This is a genomic window from Streptomyces sp. NPDC048484, from assembly GCF_040651415.1.
Classification (GTDB): domain Bacteria; phylum Actinomycetota; class Actinomycetes; order Streptomycetales; family Streptomycetaceae; genus Streptomyces.
This window is the reverse complement of record NZ_JBEZJY010000086.1, coordinates 1-21665: the sequence shown is the minus strand read 5'-3', so window position 1 is coordinate 21665 and position 21665 is coordinate 1. Positions and strand designations below refer to the sequence as shown.

General features: G+C 71.8%; 3 protein-coding genes. 2 read left to right on the top strand and 1 reads right to left on the bottom strand.

From position 1 onward, the window contains the following. Positions 1-27: 27 nt before the first annotated feature. Entirely contained in the window at positions 28-13908 is a 13881-nt protein-coding gene (locus AB0D14_RS43075) for an amino acid adenylation domain-containing protein (protein ID WP_362790439.1), read from the top strand. 62 nt (positions 13909-13970) lie between these two features. On the opposite strand, the gene AB0D14_RS43070 is transcribed toward AB0D14_RS43075, so the two are convergent. Next, positions 13971-14948, bottom strand: coding sequence for a hypothetical protein (locus AB0D14_RS43070; RefSeq protein WP_362790436.1), 978 nt, complete (start codon positions 14946-14948; stop codon positions 13971-13973). 269 nt (positions 14949-15217) lie between these two features. On the opposite strand from AB0D14_RS43070, the gene AB0D14_RS43065 reads away from it, so the two are divergent. Continuing rightward, a partial coding sequence (locus tag AB0D14_RS43065) for an amino acid adenylation domain-containing protein (RefSeq protein WP_362790434.1) occupies positions 15218-21665 on the top strand: 6448 nt, incomplete at its 3' end.

Sequence of the window (21665 nt, the reverse complement as noted above, 5' to 3'; positions counted from 1 at the left end):
GCGAACGGCAAGGTCGACCGGGCGGCGCTGCCCTCGCCGGACGGTGCCCGTCCCGAACTCGGTGGATACATTGCGCCCCGCACCGAGACCGAACACGCCCTGGCCGACATATGGGCGCGGGTGCTGGGGGTGGAGCGGGTCGGCGTCGAGGACGACTTCTTCGAACTCGGCGGCCACTCGCTGCTGGCCATCCAGCTAGCCTCCCGGACCCGGGCGGCGTTCGGGGTCGAGGTGACGCTCGCCTCCCTGTTCGCCGAGCCGACCGTGCGCGGGCTGGCCGCGGCGATCGAGGGCCCGGGGCAGCGCGCCGACGTGCCACCGATGACACCCGTCCCGCGTGACCGGGTGCTGCCGTTGTCGTTCGCGCAGCAACGGCTCTGGTTCCTCGATCAGTTGGACCCGGGGTCGACCGAGTACAACGTGGTGATCCCCATCCGGCTGGCCGACGAGTTGGACGGGGTCGCGCTCGGCGCGGCCATGGAGGCTGTGATGGCGCGGCACGAGGCGCTGCGGACCCGCCTGGTGGCGGACGCGGACGGTGTGGCCCAGCAGGTGATCGACCCGCCCTCGCCGTTCCCGCTCCCGATGGTCGACGTGGCGGGCGGAGACGATCCGATGGGCGTGGCCCAACGGGTGGTCGGGCAGGACGCGACAACCCCCTTCGACCTCGCCGCCGGGCCCCTGATCCGCGGAGTGCTGATCCGACTTGCCGCGGATGAGCACGTACTGGCACTGACGATGCACCATGTGGTCTCCGACGAGTGGTCGGGCCGGGTCCTGCGGCGTGACCTGGCGGCGCTCTACGAGGCTTTCAAGGAGGGCGGGCCGGACCCGCTGCCGCCGCTGCCGGTGCAGTACGCCGACTTCGCGGACTGGCAGCGGCGCTGGCTCTCCGGCGACGTACTGGAGGGGCAGCTCACCTACTGGCGCGGTCAGTTGGCCGACGTTCCCGTGCTGGAGCCGCCGATCGACCGGCCCCGTCCGGCTGTCCGGTCGCTGGCCGGAGCACTGGAGCGGTTCGTCGTCCCGGCCGGGACCGCGCAGGCGCTGCGCGCGCTGGCCCGCGAACGCGGTACGACGATGTTCATGACGCTGCTGGCCGCCTTCGACGTGTTCCTCGGCCGCTACTGCGGTGTGGACGATGTCGTCGTCGGCACGCCGGTCGCGGGCCGCGACCGGGCCGAGACCGAGGACGTCGTCGGGTTCTTCGTCAACACGCTTGTGCTGCGTACCGACCTGTCCGGCGACCCGACGTTCGACGAGCTGCTGGCGCGGGTCAGGCAGACGGCGCTGGACGCCTTCGCACACCAGGACCTGCCGTTCGAGCAGCTGGTGGATGCCCTCGTCACCGACCGGGACCGCTCCCGCACCTCGCTCTTCCAGGTGTTCTTCACCTACCTTCAGGAGGATGGCGACAACGCGCCCACACCGCAGGACAGGCCCGGGCGCCGGGCCGAGCCGGAGCAGTCGGGCACCGGGGCGGCGCGGCAGCTGACGTTGTCCGATCTGTCGGTCACGTTCAGCGACTCCGGTGAGGGCCCGCTGTCCGGCGACCTCGAATACAGCACCGCGCTGTTCGACGCGTCCACCGTGCGCCGGATGATCGGTCATCTGCTCGCCGTACTGAGGGCGGTCGTCGACTCCGGCCGCAGGATCGGTACGGTCGACCCCCTGGCGGAGAGCGAGCGCGCGGAGCTGCTCTCCCTCGGCACGGGCGCCGACACCAAGGCGGACGTGGGCACCGTTCCCGTGCTCATCCAGGAGCAGGCGTGGTGCGCGCCCGACGCGGTCGCGGTGGTGATGGACGACCGGCAACTCACCTACGGCGCGCTGAACGCCCGGGCCAACCGACTCGCCCACCGGCTCGCGGCTGAAGGCATCGGCCGCGAGGACGTGGTCGGTCTGTACCTGGAGCGCGGCCCGGAGACGGTCGTGACCATGCTTGGCATCCTCAAGGCGGGTGCGGCCTATCTGCCACTCGACGTGGACCACCCCGAACAGCGGTTGCGGCACATGCTGGACGACTCAGGCGCCGCGCTGCTGATCACGGACACCAGGTCGAAGGAGCGCCTGGCCGCCGTGACCGTCCCGACCCTGCTCGTCGACGGCGACCACGCGGCGAACGCCGCGCACAGCACGGCCGACCCGGACACGGCCGCCGGTCCGGCCGATCTGGCGTACGTCATCTTCACCTCGGGCTCGACCGGCACGCCCAAGGGAGTGCTGGTCGAGCACCGGTCGATGAGCCTGCGGTTGCTGGAGATGGCCCGCCGGTACGGGATCACCGCGGCGGACTCCGTCCTGCAGCTCGCGTCGTTCATGTTCGACGCGGCGCAGGAACAGCTCTTCCCGATCCTCATGCACGGCGGGCGGCTCGTGCTGCGTGGTCCGGAGCTGTGGCCGGCCGATCAGATCGTGAGGGAGATCCGTCGCGCCGCCGTCACCTCGGTGGAACTCACGCCCGCGCTCTGGGAACTGCTCATCCCGCACCTGGCGGCCGGGGACGCGCTCGGCCCCGGCTTCCGCTGGCTGGTCCTGGGCGGAGAGGCGGTCCCGCCCGCCGCGCTGACCCGCTGGTTCGACCGCACCACCGTGCCGGTCTACAACACCTACGGGCCGACGGAAACCACCATCACCTGCGTGGCCGCGCCCCTTCGGGAAACGGTCGCACCGGTGCCGATCGGACTGCCGATCGCGGACACGACGGTCTACGTGCTCGACTCCCGGCTGACGCTGGTTCCGGTCGGGGTCGCCGGCGAGCTGTTCATCGCCGGCGCCGGTGTCGCGCGCGGCTACGGAGGCCGTACCGCGCTGACCGCCGAACGGTTCGTGGCGGACCCGTACGCCGCCGACGGATCGCGGATGTACCGCTCGGGTGACCGGGTGCGGTGGCTGCCGGACGGTCGCATCGAGTTCCTGGGACGCGTCGACGAGCAGGTGAAGGTACGCGGGTTCCGGATCGAACCGGGAGAGGTGGAGGCGGCGCTGACAGCCCACCCTGCCGTCGCCACCGCGGTGGTGGTCGCCCGGGGCGACGACGCGGACCGGCGGCTGGTCGCCTACCTGATCCCCGCCGACCGTGCCACGGGGCTGCCCGCGGTCGGTGACCTGCGCGAGCACCTGCGGCGCGCCGTGCCGGACTTCATGGTCCCCTCGGTCTTCACCGAACTGGCGAGCCTGCCGCTGACGCGCAGTGGCAAGCTCGACCGGGCGGCGTTGCCCGCGCCCGAACCGGCCGGGCCGGCCTCGGACGGGTTCGAGGCTCCGTCGGGCGCGACGGAGGAACTGCTGGCCGGTATCTGGGCACAGGTACTGGTCGTCCAGCGGGTCGGCGTCGAGGACAACTTCTTCGAGCTGGGCGGGCACTCCCTGCTGGCCACCCAGGTGATCTCCCGGGTCCGCGTGGTGTTTGAGGCCGAGGTCCCGGTCGCCGCGCTGTTCGACCGGCCCACGGTGCGCAGTCTGGCGACGTTCGTCGATGGTGCGGCGCGCGGGGCCGTCGCGCCGCCCATCACGGCCGTGCCCCGCGGGCCCGACCTGCCGCTGTCGTTCGCCCAGCAACGGCTCTGGTTCCTCGACCAGATGGAGCCGGGGGCGGTCGGCTACAACCTGCCTTCACCACAGCGGTGGGCCGGCGACCTGGACGTCGCCGCGCTGGGCGCCGCGCTGAGCACGGTCGTGGCGCGGCACGAGGTGCTGCGGACCCGGCTGGTGGCCGGTCCGGACGGAGTGGCGCGACAGGTGATCGACCCGCCGTCGCCGTTCCCGCTGCCGGTGGCCGACCTGTCCGGGCTGGCCGATCCGGTGCCGGTGGTGCAAGGGATGGTGGCGGCCGACGCGGTGGCACCCTTCGATCTGGCGGCCGGGCCGCTGATCCGCGCCATGCTGGTGAGGGTGGCCGCCGACGAGCACGTACTGGCGTTGTCCATGCACCACGTGGTCTTCGACGAGTGGTCGGACCGTGTCTTCAAGCACGAACTGACGGCGGCCTACGAAGCGTACCGCCGGGGCGGGCCGGACCCGCTGCCGCCGCTCGCCGTGCAGTACGCCGACTACGCGGTGTGGCAACGGGCCTGGCTGACCGGGGAGGTCCTGGAGGCGCAGCTGCGCTACTGGCGGGAGCGGCTCACCGGGATGGCGGTACTGGAGCTGCCCACCGACCGGCCCCGTCCGTCCGTGCGCTCCAGCGCGGGCGCGTCGGCCGGGTTCGAGATCTCCGCGGAGACCACGGCAGGCCTGCGTGTGGTGGCGCGGGAGAGCGGCTGCACGATGTTCATGACGGTGTTCGCCGCGTTCGCCGCACTCCTCGGCCGCTACAGCGGCCAGGACGACATCGTCGTCGGCACGCCGGTCGCGGGCCGTAACCGCGCCGAGATCGAGGACCTCATCGGGTTCTTCGTCAACACGCTCGTGCTGCGTACCGACCTGTCCGGCGACCCGACGTTCCACGAGCTGCTGGCGCGGGTCAGGCGGACGGCGCTGGACGCCTACACCCACCAGGACCTGCCGTTCGAGCAGTTGGTGGACGCCTTGGTCGCCGACCGCGACCGGTCCCGTACCCCGCTCTTCCAGGTGTTCTTCGGCTTCGACACCGCCGCCCCGCAGGACAGCGGCCGGGCCGTGACCGCTGACGCGACGAGGAGCGGCGGCCCCCGCGGCGGCGGGCAGCGGCGCGTCGGCCCGCGGCACGAGCCACGGCCGGTGAAGTTCGACCTGGCCGTACAGCTGGGGGAGACCGGCGGCTTCCTCACGGGTGAACTCCAGTACAGCACCGCGCTGTTCGACGCCGCGACCGTGGAACGGATGGCGGAGCACCTGACCACCCTGCTGGACGCCGTGGCGGCGGACGCGGACCGGCCGCTGTCGCGGCTGCCGATACTGACCGCCCCGGAGCGGGACCAGCTGCTGGTGACCTGGAACGACACCGCCGCGCCCGCAGCCGGGACGGGCGGCGTCCATGGACTGATCCGCGCCCGGGCCGCGGCCGCCCCCGACACGGTCGCGGTGGTCGGCGGCGACACATCACTGACCTACGGCGGCCTGGTGGAGCGGGCGGACCGCCTGGCGCACCGCCTGCGTACGGCAGGGGTCGGCGCCGAGTCGGTCGTGGGCCTGTGCCTGCCGCGCGGTCCGGAGATGGTCGTCGCGGTGCTGGCGGTGTGGCAGGCGGGCGGCGCCTATCTGCCGCTGGACCCGGACTACCCGCCGGAGCGGCTGACGTACATGCTGGCCGACAGCCGGGTCCGGGTCCTGGTCGGCCGCCGGGACGTGGCCGGCGGCCTCGCGGCCGAGCACACGATCTGGCTGGACAAACCGGTGGCACACGAACCGGCGACGCACCAACCGGTGGCGCACGCCGAGGCGCCGGAGGAGCCGTTCGCACCGCCCGGGCCCGCCGTGGTGCCCGGCCGGCTCGCCTACGTCATCTACACCTCCGGGTCGACCGGCCGGCCCAAGGGTGTACAGGTCACGCACGGAGGCATCGCCAACCTGACGGCGGCCCTGCGGGAGTCGATGGCCGCCGAGCCCGGCGCGCGGGTACTGCAGTTCGCCTCGTTCAGCTTCGACGCGGCCGCGCGTGACATCGCCGCGGTGCTGGCGGCGGGCGGGACGCTGGTGGTGGCCGACGCGGCGGAACGGGCCGAACCCGCCCTGCTGACCACGATGCTCCGCCACAACGGCGTGTCCTCGATGAGCATGTCGCCGTCCCTGCTGAGCGTCCTGGACCCGGCCGCACTGCCGGGCGTCACCACGGTCAACGTCGGGTCGGAACAGGTGAGCGCGCGGGTGGTGAGCGCCTGGGCCCCGGGCCGCCGTATGCACACCACCTACGGACCGACCGAGACCACGGTCATCTCCTGCATCTCGCCCGCGGACCCCGGACGGGCAGGCGAACCGCCCATCGGCTCGCCGATCGCCAACACCCGAATGTACGTCCTGGACGCGCGGCTCGCCGCCGTGCCCGTGGGGGTGCCCGGCGAGTTGTTCATCGGCGGCGCGGGACTGGCCCGGGGCTACGGGCATCGGCCCGCCCTGAGCGCGGAGCGGTTCGTCGCCGACCCGTTCGCCGCCGACGGGTCCCGGATGTACCGGACCGGCGACCGGGCACGGTGGCGGCCCGACGGACAGCTGGACTTCCTCGGCCGGACGGACCACCAGGTCAAGGTGCGCGGCTTCCGGGTCGAGCCGGGCGAGATCGTGGCGGCCCTCACCGCCCACCCGCGGGTGCGCTCGGCGGTCGTGACGGCCGCCGGCGAGGACGCGGACCGGCGGCTGATCGGCTATCTGGTACCCGCCGACCAGACCGAGGGTATCCCGTCGGTCGGTGAACTCCGTGACCACCTGCGGCGCAGCGTGCCGGACTTCATGATCCCGGCGGTGTACGTCGAACTCGCCGGGCTGCCGCTCACCCCGAACGGCAAGCTCGACCGAGCCGCGCTGCCCGCGCCGGACGGTGCCCGGCCCGACCTGGCGGCCTACACCGCCCCGGCGACGCCCACCGAGGAGTTGCTCGCGGAGATCTGGGCGCAGGTGCTGGGCGTGGACCGGGTGGGCGCCGAGGACGACTTCTTCGAGCTGGGCGGGCACTCCCTGCTGGCCACCCAGGCCGTCTCCCGGATCCGCGAGGTGTTCGAGACCGAGGTGCCACTGTCGTCGCTGTTCGACCGGCCGACGATCGCCGGACTCGCCGCGGTGATCGACGAGAGCACGCCCGGAGCGGTGGCACCACCGGTCACCGCCGTCAGCCGTGACCACGCTCTGCCGCTGTCGTTCGCGCAGCAACGGCTCTGGTTCCTCGACCAGTTGGAGCCCGGATCGGCCGAGTACAACCTGCCCGTGCCGATGCCCTGGCACGGCGACCTCCATGTCGGGACGCTGACCGCGGCCCTGACCGGCGTGGTGGCACGCCACGAGGTGCTCCGCACCCGGCTCGTGACAGGACCGGACGGCGAGGCGCGGCAGGTGATCGACCCGCCGTCGGCGTTCCCGCTCGCCGTCATCGACGTGTCCCGCACGGCACACCCGCGCGCCCTGGCCGAACGGCTGGTCGCCGAGGACGCCGCGACACCGTTCGACCTGGCGCGCGGGCCACTGGTCCGCGGGTGCCTGATCCGGCTGGCCGCGGACGAACACGTGCTGGCGCTGTCCATGCACCACGTGGTCTCGGACGAATGGTCCGGGCGAATCCTCCGGCGAGAACTGTCGGCGCTCTACGCCGCCTTCGGCGCGGGCGAGCCGGACCCGCTGCCGCCGCTGGAACTGCAGTACGCAGATTTCGCGGTGTGGCAGCGCGACTGGCTGACCGGCGACGTCCTGGAGGCACAACTGGGCTACTGGCAGGACCGGTTGGCGGGGGCACCGATGCTGGAGCTGCCCACCGACCGGCCGCGTCCCCCGGTGCGCTCGACCGAGGGCGCGGTCACCGGGTTCAGCGTGCCGACGGAGTCCATGGCGCGGCTGCGCGCGGTGGCGCGGGCGGGTGGCGCGTCGGTGTTCATGACGTTGCTGGCCGCATTCGACGTCCTGCTCGGGCGATACTGCGGTACCGATGACGTGGTGGTCGGCACCCCGGTCGCGGGCCGCACCCGGGCCGAGACCGAGGACGTCATCGGGTTCTTCGTCAACACGCTCGTGCTGCGCACCGACCTGTCGGGCGATCCGACCTTCGACGAACTCGTCCGGCGGGTGCGGGAGACGGTGCTCAGCGCCCACGCCCACCAGGACCTGCCGTTCGAGCAACTGGTGGACGCCCTGGTGACCGAGCGGGACCGCTCCCGGACGCCACTGTTCCAGGTCTTCTTCAACTACACCTTGGGCGAGGGCGGCGGCGACGACACCGGCACCGCCGCTGATCGTCCCGACGCCGCCGCCGGGACGGCGCCCGCGATGTTCGACCTGTCCCTGGTCGTGGCGGAGAGCGGCGGCGCGCTCTCGGGCACGCTGCACTACAGCACCGCGTTGTTCGACGCCGGGACCGCGGAACGGATGGCTGCGCATCTGGTCATGCTGGTCGAGGCGGTGGCGGCCGACGCCGACCTGCCCCTGTCGCGGCTCCCCCTGCTGACTCCGGCCGAGCGGGCCCTGGCGGTGGACGGCTGGAACGACACCGCCGCGGTGCTGCCCGACGTGATGACGGCGCACGACCTGATCGCCGGGCGGGCGGCGGCCGTGCCGGACACGGTGGCGGTGGTCGCCGAAGGAGCGACGCTGACCTACGCAGGCCTGGTGGCCCGGGCGGACCGGCTCGCGAACCGCCTGCGCGAGGCGGGAGTCGGCCCCGAATCCGTGGTCGGGCTCTGCCTGGAACGCGGCGCGGACATGGTGGTGGCGATGCTGGCCGTGTGGCGGGCGGGTGGCGCCTACCTGCCGCTGGACGCCGACCACCCTGCCGACCGGCTGCGGTTCATGCTGACCGACAGCGGCGCGTCCGTGCTGGTGAGCCACCGCGGCGTGGGCGCAGCCCTCGCCGACGCGGCAGTGACGGTGTGGCTGGACGAGCCTGGCCGTCCTGCGGAGCCTGGTCGCCCCACGGACCCCGACCGCCCCACGGCAGCCGAAACACTGCCCACGGATACCCAGAAGGCCGGAGCCGCCGGAAGTCTTGCGTACGTCATCTACACCTCGGGTTCGACCGGACGGGCCAAGGGAGTCCAGGTCACGCACCACAACCTGGTGAACTTCCTGACGGCGATGACCGAGCGGCCTGGTGTCACCGACGCCGACGTCCTGCTGGCGGTGACCACGCTCGGCTTCGACATCGCGGGCCTGGAGCTCATGCTCCCCCTGACGGCCGGAGCGCGGGTCGTCGTCGCGGGCCGTGACACCGTACGCGAGCCGGAACCCCTCGCCGCTGAGATCGCCCGCTCGGGGGCGACGCTCATGCAGGCGACCCCCGCGACCTGGCAGCTGTTGCTGACCGGCGACGGCTGGGCCGGGGCGCCCGGCCTGCGGGTGCTGTGCGGCGGTGAGGCGCTGCCGGGCGCGCTGGCCGCGGCGCTGCTGGAGCGGACGGCCGGAGTGTGGAACATGTACGGGCCGACGGAGACCACGATCTGGTCGACCTGCGAGCAGCTCACCGCGGACGGGCCGGTGCTCCTCGGAACCCCGGTCGCCAACACCCGCGTGCTGGTGCTCGACGAGCGCCTGCACCCGGCGCCGGTGGGTGTCGCAGGCGAGCTGTTCATCGGCGGCGACGGCGTGGTCCGCGGCTACGGCGGCCGCTCCGCGCTGACGGCGGAACGGTTCGTGGCCGACCCCTTCGCCGCCGACGGCTCCCGGCTGTACCGCACCGGGGACCTGGCCCGCCGCCTGCCGGACGGGAACCTGGAGTTCCTCGGCCGCGTCGACCACCAGGTGAAGGTCCGCGGTTTCCGGATCGAGCCGGGCGAGATCGAGGCGGCGCTGGCCGCGCACCCCGGTGTCCGGGCCGCGGTGGTGACGGCGTCCGGAGACGGCACGGACCGGCGGCTGGTGGCCCACCTGGTCGCCGCCGACCCGCGGACCGGTGTTCCGGCAGCCGCCGCACTGCGCGAGCACCTGCGGCGCGCCGTGCCGGAGTTCATGGTCCCCGCGGTCTTCACCGAGCTGGCCGAGCTGCCCCTCACCCCCAACGGCAAGGTGGACCGGGCCGCGCTGCCGGACCCCTCCGGCGAGAGGCGGGGTGCGGCGGCCTACGTGGCGCCCGCCACCCCGGTCGAGGAACTGCTCGCGGCCATCTGGGCCGAGGTGCTGGACATCGAGCGGGTCGGCGCGGACGACGACTTCTTCGAGCTGGGCGGGCACTCACTGCTCGCCACCCGGTTGATCTCCCGGATCCGTACGGTCCTGCGGGCCGATGTCCCACTCGCCGCGCTGTTCGACCGGCCCACCGTCGCCCGGCTGGCGGCGGTGGTGGAGAGCGCAGGCCGCGCCGCGGTGCCGCCGGTGACGCCGGTCGCCCGCGACCAGGTGCTGCCCCTGTCGTTCGCCCAGCAACGGCTCTGGTTCCTGAACCAGCTGGAGCCGAGTTCGACCGAGTACAACATAGCGATCCGGATGGGCCTGACCGGGGCCGTCGACATCGCGGCCCTGGACGCCGCGCTCACCGCGCTCACCGGGCGCCACGAGGTGCTGCGGACCCGGCTGGTCGCGGGCCCGGACGGAGTGGCGCATCAAGTGGTCGACGTACCGGACGAGTTCCGGCTGCCCGTCGTCGACGTGTCCGCGGAGCCGGACCCGAGGGCCGCGGCCGAACGGGTGGCCGAGCAGGACAAGAACGCGCCCTTCGACTTCGCCACCGAGCCCATGCTCCGCGCGGTGCTGGTCAGGCTGGCGCCGGACCGGCACCTGCTGTCGCTCTCCCTTCACCACGTCGTCTTCGACGAGTGGTCGGGCAGGATCCTGCGAAGTGAACTCTCGGCGCTCTACGAAGCGTTCCGCGAGGGCCGGCCCTCACCGTTGGCCCCGCTGCCGGTGCAGTACGCCGACTTCGCGGTCTGGCAGCGGCAGTGGTACTCCGGTGAGGCCCTGACCGAACAGCTGGACTACTGGCGGGACCGGCTGGCCGGGATTCCGGTGCTGGAACTTCCCACCGACCGGCCGCGTCCACCACTGCGCTCCGTCGAGGGCGCGGTGACCACGTTCACCGTCGCGGCGGAGACCGTGGCCGGGGTGCGGGCGGTGGCGCGCGCGGCCGGCGCGACGATGTTCATGACGTTGTTCGCGGCCTACGGGGTGCTCCTCGGCCGCTACAGCGGTCAGGAGAACGTGCTGGCGATCACGCCTGTCGCGAACCGGCACCGGGCCGAGATCGAGGACCTCGTCGGGTTCTTCGTGAACACGCTGGTCCTGCACGTCGACCTGACCGGCGACCCGGCGTTCTCCGAGGTGCTGGCGCGGGTGCGGGAGATGGCACTGGGCGCCTACGCCCACCAGGACCTCCCGTTCGAGCAGTTGGTGGACGCCCTGGTCGCCGGTCGCGACCGGTCCCGCAGCCCGCTCGCCCAGGTGTCCTTCAACTACGGGTACGAGGAGGCGGACGGCACCAGGGCGGTGGACGCCGCCGGCGACCGGCCGAACGACCCGGACACCGTGGCCGAGTCCGGCACACTGCCCGTCCAGTTCGACCTGGTGATGTCGCTGGACGAGAAGGCGGGCGGGACCCTCACGGGAGAGATCCGGTACAGCACCGCGCTGTTCGACGCCTCGACGACGCAACGCATGGCATGCCACATGGTCGCGCTCCTGGAGGCCGTCGCGACGGGCACGGACGAGGGCGTCTGGGATCTGCCGCTGCTGGCCGAGCCCGAACGGCGCCGGATCCTGGACGACTGGAACGACGTCACGACACCCGTGGCCGCGGTGAACGGAGTGCACGAGCTGATCGCCGACCGGGCCGCCGCGAACCCCGACTCCGTCGCGGTCGTGTGCGACGGCATGTCACTGACGTACGGCGGCCTGCTGGAACGGGCGAGCCGCCTGGCGCACTACCTGCGCGGCACCGGGGTGGGCCCCGAGACGGTGGTCGGCCTGTGCCTGCCACGCGGCGCGGACATGATCGTCGCGGTGCTCGCGGTGTGGCAGGCCGGAGGCGCCTATCTGCCGCTGGACCCCGAGTATCCGGTCGAGCGGCTGGAGTTCATGCTGAGCGACAGCCGGGCGCCGGTCCTGATCGGCACCACCGAGTCGATCGAGGATCTGCCCGTGGGGCGGCTCCGTACGGTCATGGTCGACGACCCGGTGCTGCGGGCGACAGCGGCGACGATGCCGCCCACACCGCCCGAGGTGACCACCCGGCCGGATCAGCTGGCGTATGTGATCTACACCTCCGGCTCCACCGGTCGGCCGAAGGGCGTCCAGGTGGCTCACGGGGGCGTGGTGAACCTGGTGCACGCCCAGCAGGCCGCGCTCGGTACCGGCGGTGACGACATGGTGCTGCAGTTCGCGCCGTACAGCTTCGACGCCTCGGTGTGGGAGCTGGTCATGGCGCTGGGCGCGGGCGCGACAGCGGTGGTGGCGACGGGGCGGGAGCGCGCCGAGACCGACCGGCTGACCGAGCTGGCCACGCGGACCGGGGTCACCGTGGCGACCGTACCGCCGTCGCTGCTCGACGTCCTTCAGCCCGACGAGCTGGACGAGGTGGCGACGCTGATCACGGCGGGGGAGCGGCTCGATCCACAACTGGCCGACACCTGGACGTGGGGCAGGCGGCTCTTCAACGCCTATGGACCGACCGAGACGACGGTCTGTGCCTCGGTGGCGCTGTGCGCCCCCGACACCGTCCCGCCGATCGGGACGCCGGTCGCCAACACCCGGGTCTACGTGCTGGACGGCCGGCTGCGGCCGGTGCCGCCCGGCGTGGGCGGGGAGCTGTTCGTCGGTGGCGCGCAGGTGGCGCGGGGTTACCTGGGTCGTTCGGCGCTCAGCGCCGAACGCTTCGTGGCCGACCCGTACGCCGCCGACGGATCGCGGATGTACCGCTCGGGTGACCGGGCCCGGTGGCTGCCGGACGGGCAACTGGAGTTCCTGGGCCGCGCCGACGACCAGCTCAAGGTGCGCGGATTCCGGATCGAACCCGGCGAGATCGAGACGGCGCTCACCGCCCATTCGGCCGTGCGCACCGCCGTGGTGACCGTTTACGGGGAGGGCACCGACCGGCGGCTGGCCGCCTATCTGGTCCCCGCCGACCACGGCGAGGGACTGCCGCCCGCCACCGAGCTGCGCGACACGCTGCTGCGGAGCATGCCGGACCACATGGTGCCGGCGGTCTTCACCGAGCTGGGGAGTCTTCCTCTGACCCCGAACGGGAAGGTCGACCGGGCCGCGTTGCCGGCCCCCGACATGGTCCGTCCCGGCACAGCCGAGTTCGTGGCCCCGGAGGGGGCCGCCGAGGAACTGCTGGCGGAGATCTGGCAGGAGGTTCTGGGCGTGGACCGCGTCGGCGCCCACGACCAGTTCTTCGAACTCGGCGGCAGCTCACTCCAGGTGACCCAGATCGTCGGCCTGCTGCGCGCCCGTGGTCATGACCTGAGCGTCGGCAGCCTGTTCGACCGGCCGACCGTCGCGGCCGCGGCGCCGCTCATCGAGATGCGCACCGAGGAGCTGCAGTCGGCGGTCGCCATCCGGACCGGCACCGAACTGCCCGTGCTGTTCGCCGTGCACACGCTCACCGGCGAGGTGGCCGCGTACGCCGAGATCGCGGAGGGCATCGAGGAAGGCCGGCAGGTCATCGGGTTGCAGGCGCGTGGCTTCTCCGGCGACGAGGCGCCGCCCGAGTCGGTCGAGGACATGGCGGCGGCATACGTCAGCGAGGTGCTCCAGGTGCAGCCGCGAGGGCCGTACCTGTTCGTCGCGCAGTCGGGCAGCTCGTACATCGCGGTCGAGATGGCCCGCCGGCTGGCGGCCCTCGGCAAGGAGACCGCCGGGGTCTTCCTGCTGGCGCCCGCACTGCAGCCCTACGCGGACACCCTGCCCCTCAGCGCCTTCGACGAGACGGAACGGGCGGTCCTGGACGATCTCAACGCCACCATCAGCGGCCCGCCCGGCACGCGCCTTGCCAGGGCCAACGAGAAACGCCTGCTGAAGTACGGCGCACCGGGCAAGGAGATCAAGGCGGGGGTACGCAAGGGAGACAAGCACGCGCTGCGGGTCATGCGGTCCCTGGCCGTCAACCGGTCGGCGTACGCCTACTACGGCGAACTCCAACACCGCGGGATGCGCCCCTACGACGGCCGGGTGGTGCTGCTGATCCCCGAGGGCGACCCGTCGAGTTGGAAACGCAACACGATCGAGAACTGGCGGACGGGACTCCAGGCGGAGCCGGAGAGCGTCGAGGTGCCCGGCAAGCACTCGTCGGTGTTCTACGGCGAGTCGGCGCGGGCGGTCGGAGCCCTGCTCGGCGCCGAGCTGGAACGCCTGCGGCACAGCTGAAACCCGGGGCCCCGGCGAGTGCGGGCGGGGGCCCCGGGCTCGTCACTCTGGTCGACGAGGTCTCAGACGTAGCCGTAGAGCGGGAGGACCTCGGCGAAGCGCTGCTGAGCGATGCGGCGGTGCTCGGCGGTGTAGACCTCTTTCCACGCGCCGACCTGGCCCTTGAAGAACGTGAAGGCGTCACGGTTGAACAGCTTCGTGGCCACGTCCTCGGGAGAGGCATCGGCCGCGCCCAGGAACTCGATGAGTCCTGCGGTGGCACGGAGCTGCGCCTCGGCGGATCCGCCGCCGTCGGGTCCGACGAGCTGCTCGAACGAGGTCGAGTAGACGTTCGGGTGATGGAGCAGCCACATCATGCGCATGTAGTCGTGCGCCTGCGCGGGGAAGGACCCGTCGGTCAGTGCGTAGGTGAGCCGCTCTTCCAGGGTCGGCTTGGCGCGCAGGATGCTGCCGAACGCCTGCAGGTTGTTGATGGCGCTCAGGCCGCCCCTGGTGTGACCGGAGGCGAAGTTGACCATGGAGAGGGCCACGTCGCGCGGGTCACGGTAGTTGAAGACGATGCGTGGCTCGCCGGTCCGCGACCAGTCACTCAGGAATGCCCCGTCGATCTTCCTGATGTCGAACTCGTGGAGCACCCAGCAGACGTTGGAGGGAGTCTGCGTGAACGGTGTGCCGCTGGTCCGCTCAAGAGCCTGTGCGACCAGCCTCCGGTTGACGAGCTCGGTGCTGTACTGGTTGACCAGCGGCATGCCCCACCGCAGTTTCCAGGCCCAGGCCAGCGCCTCCCAGGCCTGGTCGGTCGCGTCCAGGAAGGACGCTTCGTCCTGCGCCTTCAGCTCGGCCAGCCGCTCGTCGTCATAGACCATCTCGGCCATACGCCGGCGGGTTTGCGGGTCGAGCACCGGCGCGGTCTCGGGCCGGACGCGGACATGGCCGTGCATTCGATAACCGAGCGCCGCCAACAACTCGGTGATGAGATGGGTTCCCGATTTCATCATGGAGATCAAAATGATTCGCTCGGCGCGCGAGTTCTTTGGCACTCTTGCACTCCATTCTGTGCCGTGGGAAGGTCACGATAACCGGCTGTAGTCGTCGGTCGCCATGGCGTGGGTGTTCAACTCGGGCTCTGCCGCAGTTGAACGCGCCGACCGCCGACCGCGCTGGTGAGCTCAGTGTTTTCGCCGCCCCTCCCGGCCGCGGCGGGCCGGGTCTGTCGCGGTGCGGCGCGCGATGCCATAGTTGGCGGGCCCGTTCGCCCCGGCGGGTGCCGTTCTCGGTTGACTCGGATTTCTCATCTCAGGGGACATTCATGCTTTCTGAAGCCAGGCGAGAACTACTGAGGCGGCGCCTGAAAGGAGAGCAGAGAATCCAGCGGGGATGGGGGCTCAGGCCCGACGGTCCCATTCCGCTGTCATTCGCCCAGCAGCGCTTGTGGTTCCTGGACCAACTGGCGCCGGGATCGGCTGAATACAACGTACCGATGCGTGTCTGGTGGGACGGAAAACTGGATGTGGCGGCGCTCGGGGCGGCGCTCGACGCGGTTGTCGACCGGCACGAGGTGCTGCGCACCCGGCTGGTCGCGGACCCCGACGGGGCGGCCCACCAGGTGATCGACCAGTCCTCCTCGGTGGCGCTGTCGGTGGCCGACGTCTCCACCGGGCCCGACCCCCTGCGGGGGGCCGAGCGCCTCGTCGCGGCCGACGCGGCGGCACCCTTCGACCTGGCGGCCGGCCCGCTGGTCCGGGCGTGCCTGATCCGGCTGGCCGCCGAGGAACACGTCCTGGCGGTCTCGACCCACCACGTGGTCTTCGACGAGTGGTCGGCCGGGGTGTTCCGACGTGAACTCGCGGCACTCTACGAGGCGTTCCGCACAGGTGCCCCCGACCCGCTGCCGCCACTGGAGTCGCAGTACGCCGACTTCGCGTTCTGGCAGCGGGAGTTCTTGAGCGGCGAGCTGCTCCAAGGTCAACGGGAGTACTGGCGGGAACGGCTGACCGGGGCACCGGTGCTGGAACTGCCCACCGACCGGCCACGCCCGCCGGTGCGGTCCACGGCGGGTGCGGCGACCGCGTTCACCGTCTCCGCGCGCACGGCGGAGGGCCTGCGGGCCGCGGCCCGCACCGGCGGCGCGTCGATGTTCATGACACTCCTGGCGGCGTTCGACGTCCTGCTCGCCCGTTACTGCGGCGTCGACGACGTCGTGGTCGGCACCCCCGTGGCGAACCGCAACCGCGCGGAGACCGAAGAACTCATCGGCTTCTTCGTCAACACCCTGGTCATGCGGACGGACCTGTCCGGCGACCCCACGTTCACCGACGTCCTGAGCCGGGTGCGGGAGGTCGCGCTGGGCGCACAGGCCCATCAGGACGTGCCGTTCGAGGAGTTGGTCGACGCCCTGGTGACCGGACGGGACCGCTCCCGCACCCCGCTCTTCCAGGTGTTCTTCAACTATGTCGAGGCGTTCGGCGACGGCCGGACGGCAGCAGAACGGACGGCAGCAGAACAGACGGCGCTCGACCGTGACCGCGAGGTCGGACCGGGAACCCTCTCCGCCAAGTTCGACCTGGTACTGACGCTGGGTGAGACGGGCGACGGCCTGTCCGGGACCCTGGAATACAGCACCGCGCTGTTCGACGCGGCCACCGTGGAACACATGGCGGGACACCTCAGCACGCTGCTGGACGCCGTCGCCGCCGACCCCGGCCGGCACATCGCGGACCTGCCCGTGCTGACCACGGCCGAGCGCGACCGCGTCCTGGGCGCATGGAACGCCACCGACGCCGAACTGCCGCAGGCGCGCGGGGCGCACGAACTGATCGCGGCCCGGGCGGCGGCGACCCCGGACGCGGTGGCCTGTGTCTCGGGAGACACCTCGCTGACCTACGACGGCCTGATGCGCCAGGCCGGCCGGCTGGCGGACCGCCTGCGCGAAGCGGGCGTCGGCGCGGAGTCGGTCGTGGCGTTGTGCCTGGAGCGCGGGCTCGACATGGTGGTCGCGGTGCTCGCCGTGTGGCGGGCGGGCGGCGCCTACCTGCCACTCGACCCCGGCTATCCGGCCGCTCGTCTGACGTTCATGCTGGCCGACAGCGGAGCCACCGTCCTGGTCGGTCACCGCGAGGTGGCCGCCGACCTGACGGCGGGCGCTCCGGTACGGACCACGGTGTGGTTGGACGACCCGGCCGTACGGGAAGCACCGACGTACACACCGCCCCCGGCCGCGGTGGCCCCTGAACAGGCGGCGTACGTCATCTACACCTCGGGCTCCACCGGACGGCCGAAGGGCGTCGTGGTGCCGCACGGCGGAGTGGTGAGTCTGGCGGTGGCGCAACTGCGCGCGTTCGGCACCACCGCGGACGAGGTGGTGCTGCAGTTCGCACCGTTCAGCTTCGACGCCTCGGTGTGGGAGCTGGTCATGGCGCTGGGCGCGGGCGCGACGCTGTCGGTGGCCACCACGGAGGAGCGCACCGAGCCCCGGCGGCTCGCGGAACTGGTGCAGCGGACCGGTGTCACCGTGGCGACGGTGCCGCCGTCCCTGCTGAACGTACTGCTGCCGGATGACCTGCGCGGCGTACGCACACTCATCACGGCGGGCGAACGCCTGGAAGCCGGGTCGGCCGCGGTGTGGCGGGGCGGCCGCAGGCTGGTGAACGCCTACGGACCGACCGAGAGCACGGTCTGCGCCAGCAGCACGGTGATCGGGGACGACGGGCCGCCACCGATCGGAGCGCCGATCGCCAATACCAGGGCCTACGTGCTGGACCGTCATCTGCACCCGGTGCCGGCCAGGGTGCCCGGTGAGCTGTTCATCGCGGGCCCGCAACTGGCCCGAGGCTACGGCGGACGTCCCGCGCTGACGGCCGAACGGTTCGTCGCCGACCCGTTCGCGGGCGACGGCACACGCATGTACCGCACCGGAGACCGGGCGCGGTGGCTGCCGGACGGGCGGCTGGACTTCCTGGGGCGCGTCGACGAGCAGCTCAAGGTACGCGGGTTCCGGATCGAACCGGGCGAGGTGGAGGCGGTACTGGCTGCCCACCCCGGTATACGGACCGCGGTCGTGACCGCCTTCGGTGAGGACAGCGACAGGCGTCTGGCGGCCTACCTCGTCCCGGAGAACCAAGCCGAGGGCATCCCCGCGGTCGGTGAGCTGCGGGAGTTCACAGGCCGACGACTGCCTGCGCACATGGTGCCGGCGGCCTTCGTCGAGCTGGCGTCGTTGCCGCTCACCCCGAGCGGCAAGGTCGAACGTACTGCCCTGCCCGCGCCGGACGGCACCCGCCTGGGACCGGCTGTGGACTATGTGGCGCCGCGCACGGAGACGGAACGCGTGCTGGCCGAGGTGTGGGCGCAGGTGCTGGGTGTCGAGCGGGTCGGGGTCGAGGACAACTTCTTCGAGCTGGGCGGCGACTCCATCATCAGCATCCGGGTGGTGGCGCGGGCCCGCGAATCCGGCGTCCACGTCACCGTGGCGCAGCTGTTCGACCATCAGACGGTCGCAGGTCTGGCGTCGGTGGCGACGGAGCACAGCCCGGCTCGGGCGGAGCAGGGCCTGCTCGTCGGCGACTTCCCGTTGTCGCCGATCCAGCGCTGGTTCCTGGAACGGGAGACACCCGAGCCGTGGCACTTCAACCAGTCGACGCTGCTGGAGGTGACCGGGAGGACAGAGCCCGCGGAGCTGCGCGCCGCGGTGGCCGTGCTGGTCGGGCAACACGACGCGTTGCGCTCACGCTTCGTCCGTGACGCCGACGGCGAGTGGCGCGGACGGGTGGCCGCGGCCGAAACGGCCGACCTGGTACGGGTGATCGACGCCACCGAGGCCGGCGACGAGGACGAGTGGGCGTTTCTGGACGCCCAGGCCGGTGCCGTCCAGGCGAGTCTCGACCTGGCCGACGGGCCACTGCTGCGTGTGGTGCTCTTCGAACGCGGTGACCGGGGACAGCTGTTGCTCATCGTGGCGCATCACCTCGTGGTGGACGCGGTGTCGTGGCCGGTCCTGCTGGAGGACCTGACCCTGGCCTGCGAGCAGGTTGAACTGCCGGCCAAGACGACCTCATTCATGGCCTGGTCGGAGCGGCTCACCGTGCTGGCGGGCTCGGACGAGACGAGGGCAGAGGCCGCCCACCGGCGCGCGGTGGAGGACGCCGCCTCCGGGCCACTGCCCCGTGACCACGACGGCCCCAACGACACGGAGTCGGCCCGCAAGGTACGCGCGGTGCTCGACGCGGAGCAGACGAACCGGCTTCTGCGTGAGGTGCCGGGGGCGTTCCGGACGCAGATCAATGACGTGCTGTTGTGTGTGCTGGGCGCGGTGCTGACCGAGTGGTGCCGGGCGCCGTCGGTCGTGGTCGATCTGGAGGGCCATGGCCGTGAGGACGTGGGCGCCGACATCGACGTGTCCCGGACGGTCGGCTGGTTCACCAGCATGTACCCGGTGGCGCTGGGCGGGGTGGGCGACGGAGACCTCGGAGGTGCGCTCCGTACCATGAAGGAGTACCTGCGGGGAGTACCTCGCAAGGGACTGAGTTACGGCCTGCTGCGGTACCTGACCGACTGGACGCCCAGTACGGACGCGGCCGCCGAGCTGAGCTTCAACTACCAGGGCCAGGCCGGTGCGGGCGAGCGGCCCGGGGCCGCGGGCGGGCGGTTCCGGCCCGCGCTGCGGGCTCTGGGCCGGGAACGATCGGCTCGCGGCGAGCGGCCTCATCTCATCGAGATCAACAGTCTCGTGGTCGACGGCCGCCTGGAGATGCTGTGGACGTACGGCGGTCAGGTCCATGACGAGGCGACGGTCGACCGGTTGGCGCGGCGTTACATGGACGTGCTCGGTGAGTTGATCGACCATTGCTGCCGTCCGGATACCGGCGGCTGCACACCGTCGGACTTCCCGCTGGCGAACCTGGATCAGCACGCGGTCGACCGGATCGTGGCCGGTGTCTCCACGGTGGTCGAGGACATCTATCCGCTGACGGCGTTGCAACAGGGGATGTTGTTCCACACCCAGCTGGCGGGCGAGTCCGGCATGTACTGGGTGCAGAACGGGCTGTTGCTGGAGGGTGAGCTGGATCTGGCGGCTCTGCGCCGCGCCTGGGAACTGGTCTTCGGGCGTTTTGAGGCTCTGCGGACCGGGGTGGTGTGGGACGGCGTTCCGGAACCGCTGGCGGTGGTGTCGCGCGCTGTGCCGTTGCCGCTGGAGGTGCTGGACTTCTCGGAGGCGGGTGAGCAGGCGCTCGCGGACCATCTGGAGGCCGACTGGGTCCTAGGTGCCGACTTCGAGGCTCCGACGTTGGCTCGTATCGCCGTGATCCGGCTGGCGGAGGGACGACACCAACTGGTGTGGAGCTACCACCACCTGGCGTTGGACGGGTGGAGCGTCCCCATCGTGCTGGGGGAGGTGTTGGAGGCCTATCACGCGTTCCGCGCGGGGCAGCGGCCGCAGCTGTCTGCACGTGCCCCGTTCCGTGACTTCGTGGGGTGGATGGCGGAGCAGGATCTGGACGAGGCACGGCAGTACTGGCGTGAACGGTTGGCTGGTGTGACCGGGCCGACGGTGCTTGGCGTGGAGCGCTCCACGGGTGAGGAGGGTCAGGGGCAGGTCCAGGTGTCGTTGCCCGCAGAGGTGGCGGGGACCCGGCTGGCGGAGTTCGCGCGGCGGCATCGGCTGACGGTGAATACGGTGGTGCAGGGTGCGTGGGCGTTGGTGATGGCGCTCTACTCGGGTAGTGATGATGTGGTGTTCGGTGTGACGTCGTCGGGGCGTGGTGGTCAGATCGAGGGTATGGACTCCATGGTGGGTCTGCTGATCAATACGATTCCGGTGCGGGTCGGTGTGGAGCGTGAGCGGCCGGTGGCGCAGTGGCTGGCGGCTGTGCAGGAGGAGCAGGTGCGGGCGCGGCAGTTCGAGCACACCCCGCTGGTGACGGTTACCGGGTGCGCCGGTCTGCCTGCCGGGGAGGCGTTGTTCGACACGTTGTTCGTGTTCGAGAACTATCCGGTGGAGGAGTTGGAGGAGGGGCAGGAGCAGTCGGCGGCGGGTGGGTTGCGGGCGGGCTTCAACCATGGTCGGGATCAGGCGAATTATCCGCTGAGTGTGGCGGCGGGGTACGGCCGTGAGCTGATGGTGCGGCTGACGTTCGACCGGGCGCGTTTCGATGAGGGCACGGTCGAGCGGATGGCGGGTCACCTCGGGACTGTTCTTGAGGCGGTTACGGCGGATGGTGGGCAGCGGGTCGGTGACCTGCCGGTGATGTCCGCTGCGGAACGCCACACGCTGGTCCGTGAGCGGAACGACACGGCTGTTGCTCTGCCGGGTGTGGGTGGGGTGCATGAGCTGGTCGTGGGGCGGGCGGGGGTGTGTCCGGATGCGGTGGCGGTGGTGTGTGACGGCGTCTCGCTGACCTACGCCGGCCTGGTGGAGCGCGCGGGCCGGGTGGCGTGTTATCTGCGTGGGGTGGGGGTGGGTGCGGAGTCGGTGGTGGGGCTGCGGCTCGGCCGTGGTGTCGACATGGTGGTGGCGGTGCTGGGGGTGTGGCAGGCCGGCGGTGCCTTCCTGCCGCTGGATCCGGAGTATCCGGTGGACCGGCTGGAGTTCATGGTGGGTGACAGTGGGGCCGGGATCGTGCTCGGCCCGGACGAGATGACCACCGCACTGGCCGGACCGCCTGCCGGGGTCCAGGCGGTGCCCCGTCCGGACCAGCTCGCGTATGTGATTTATACGTCGGGTTCGACGGGGCGTCCGAAGGGTGTGCAGGTTACGCATG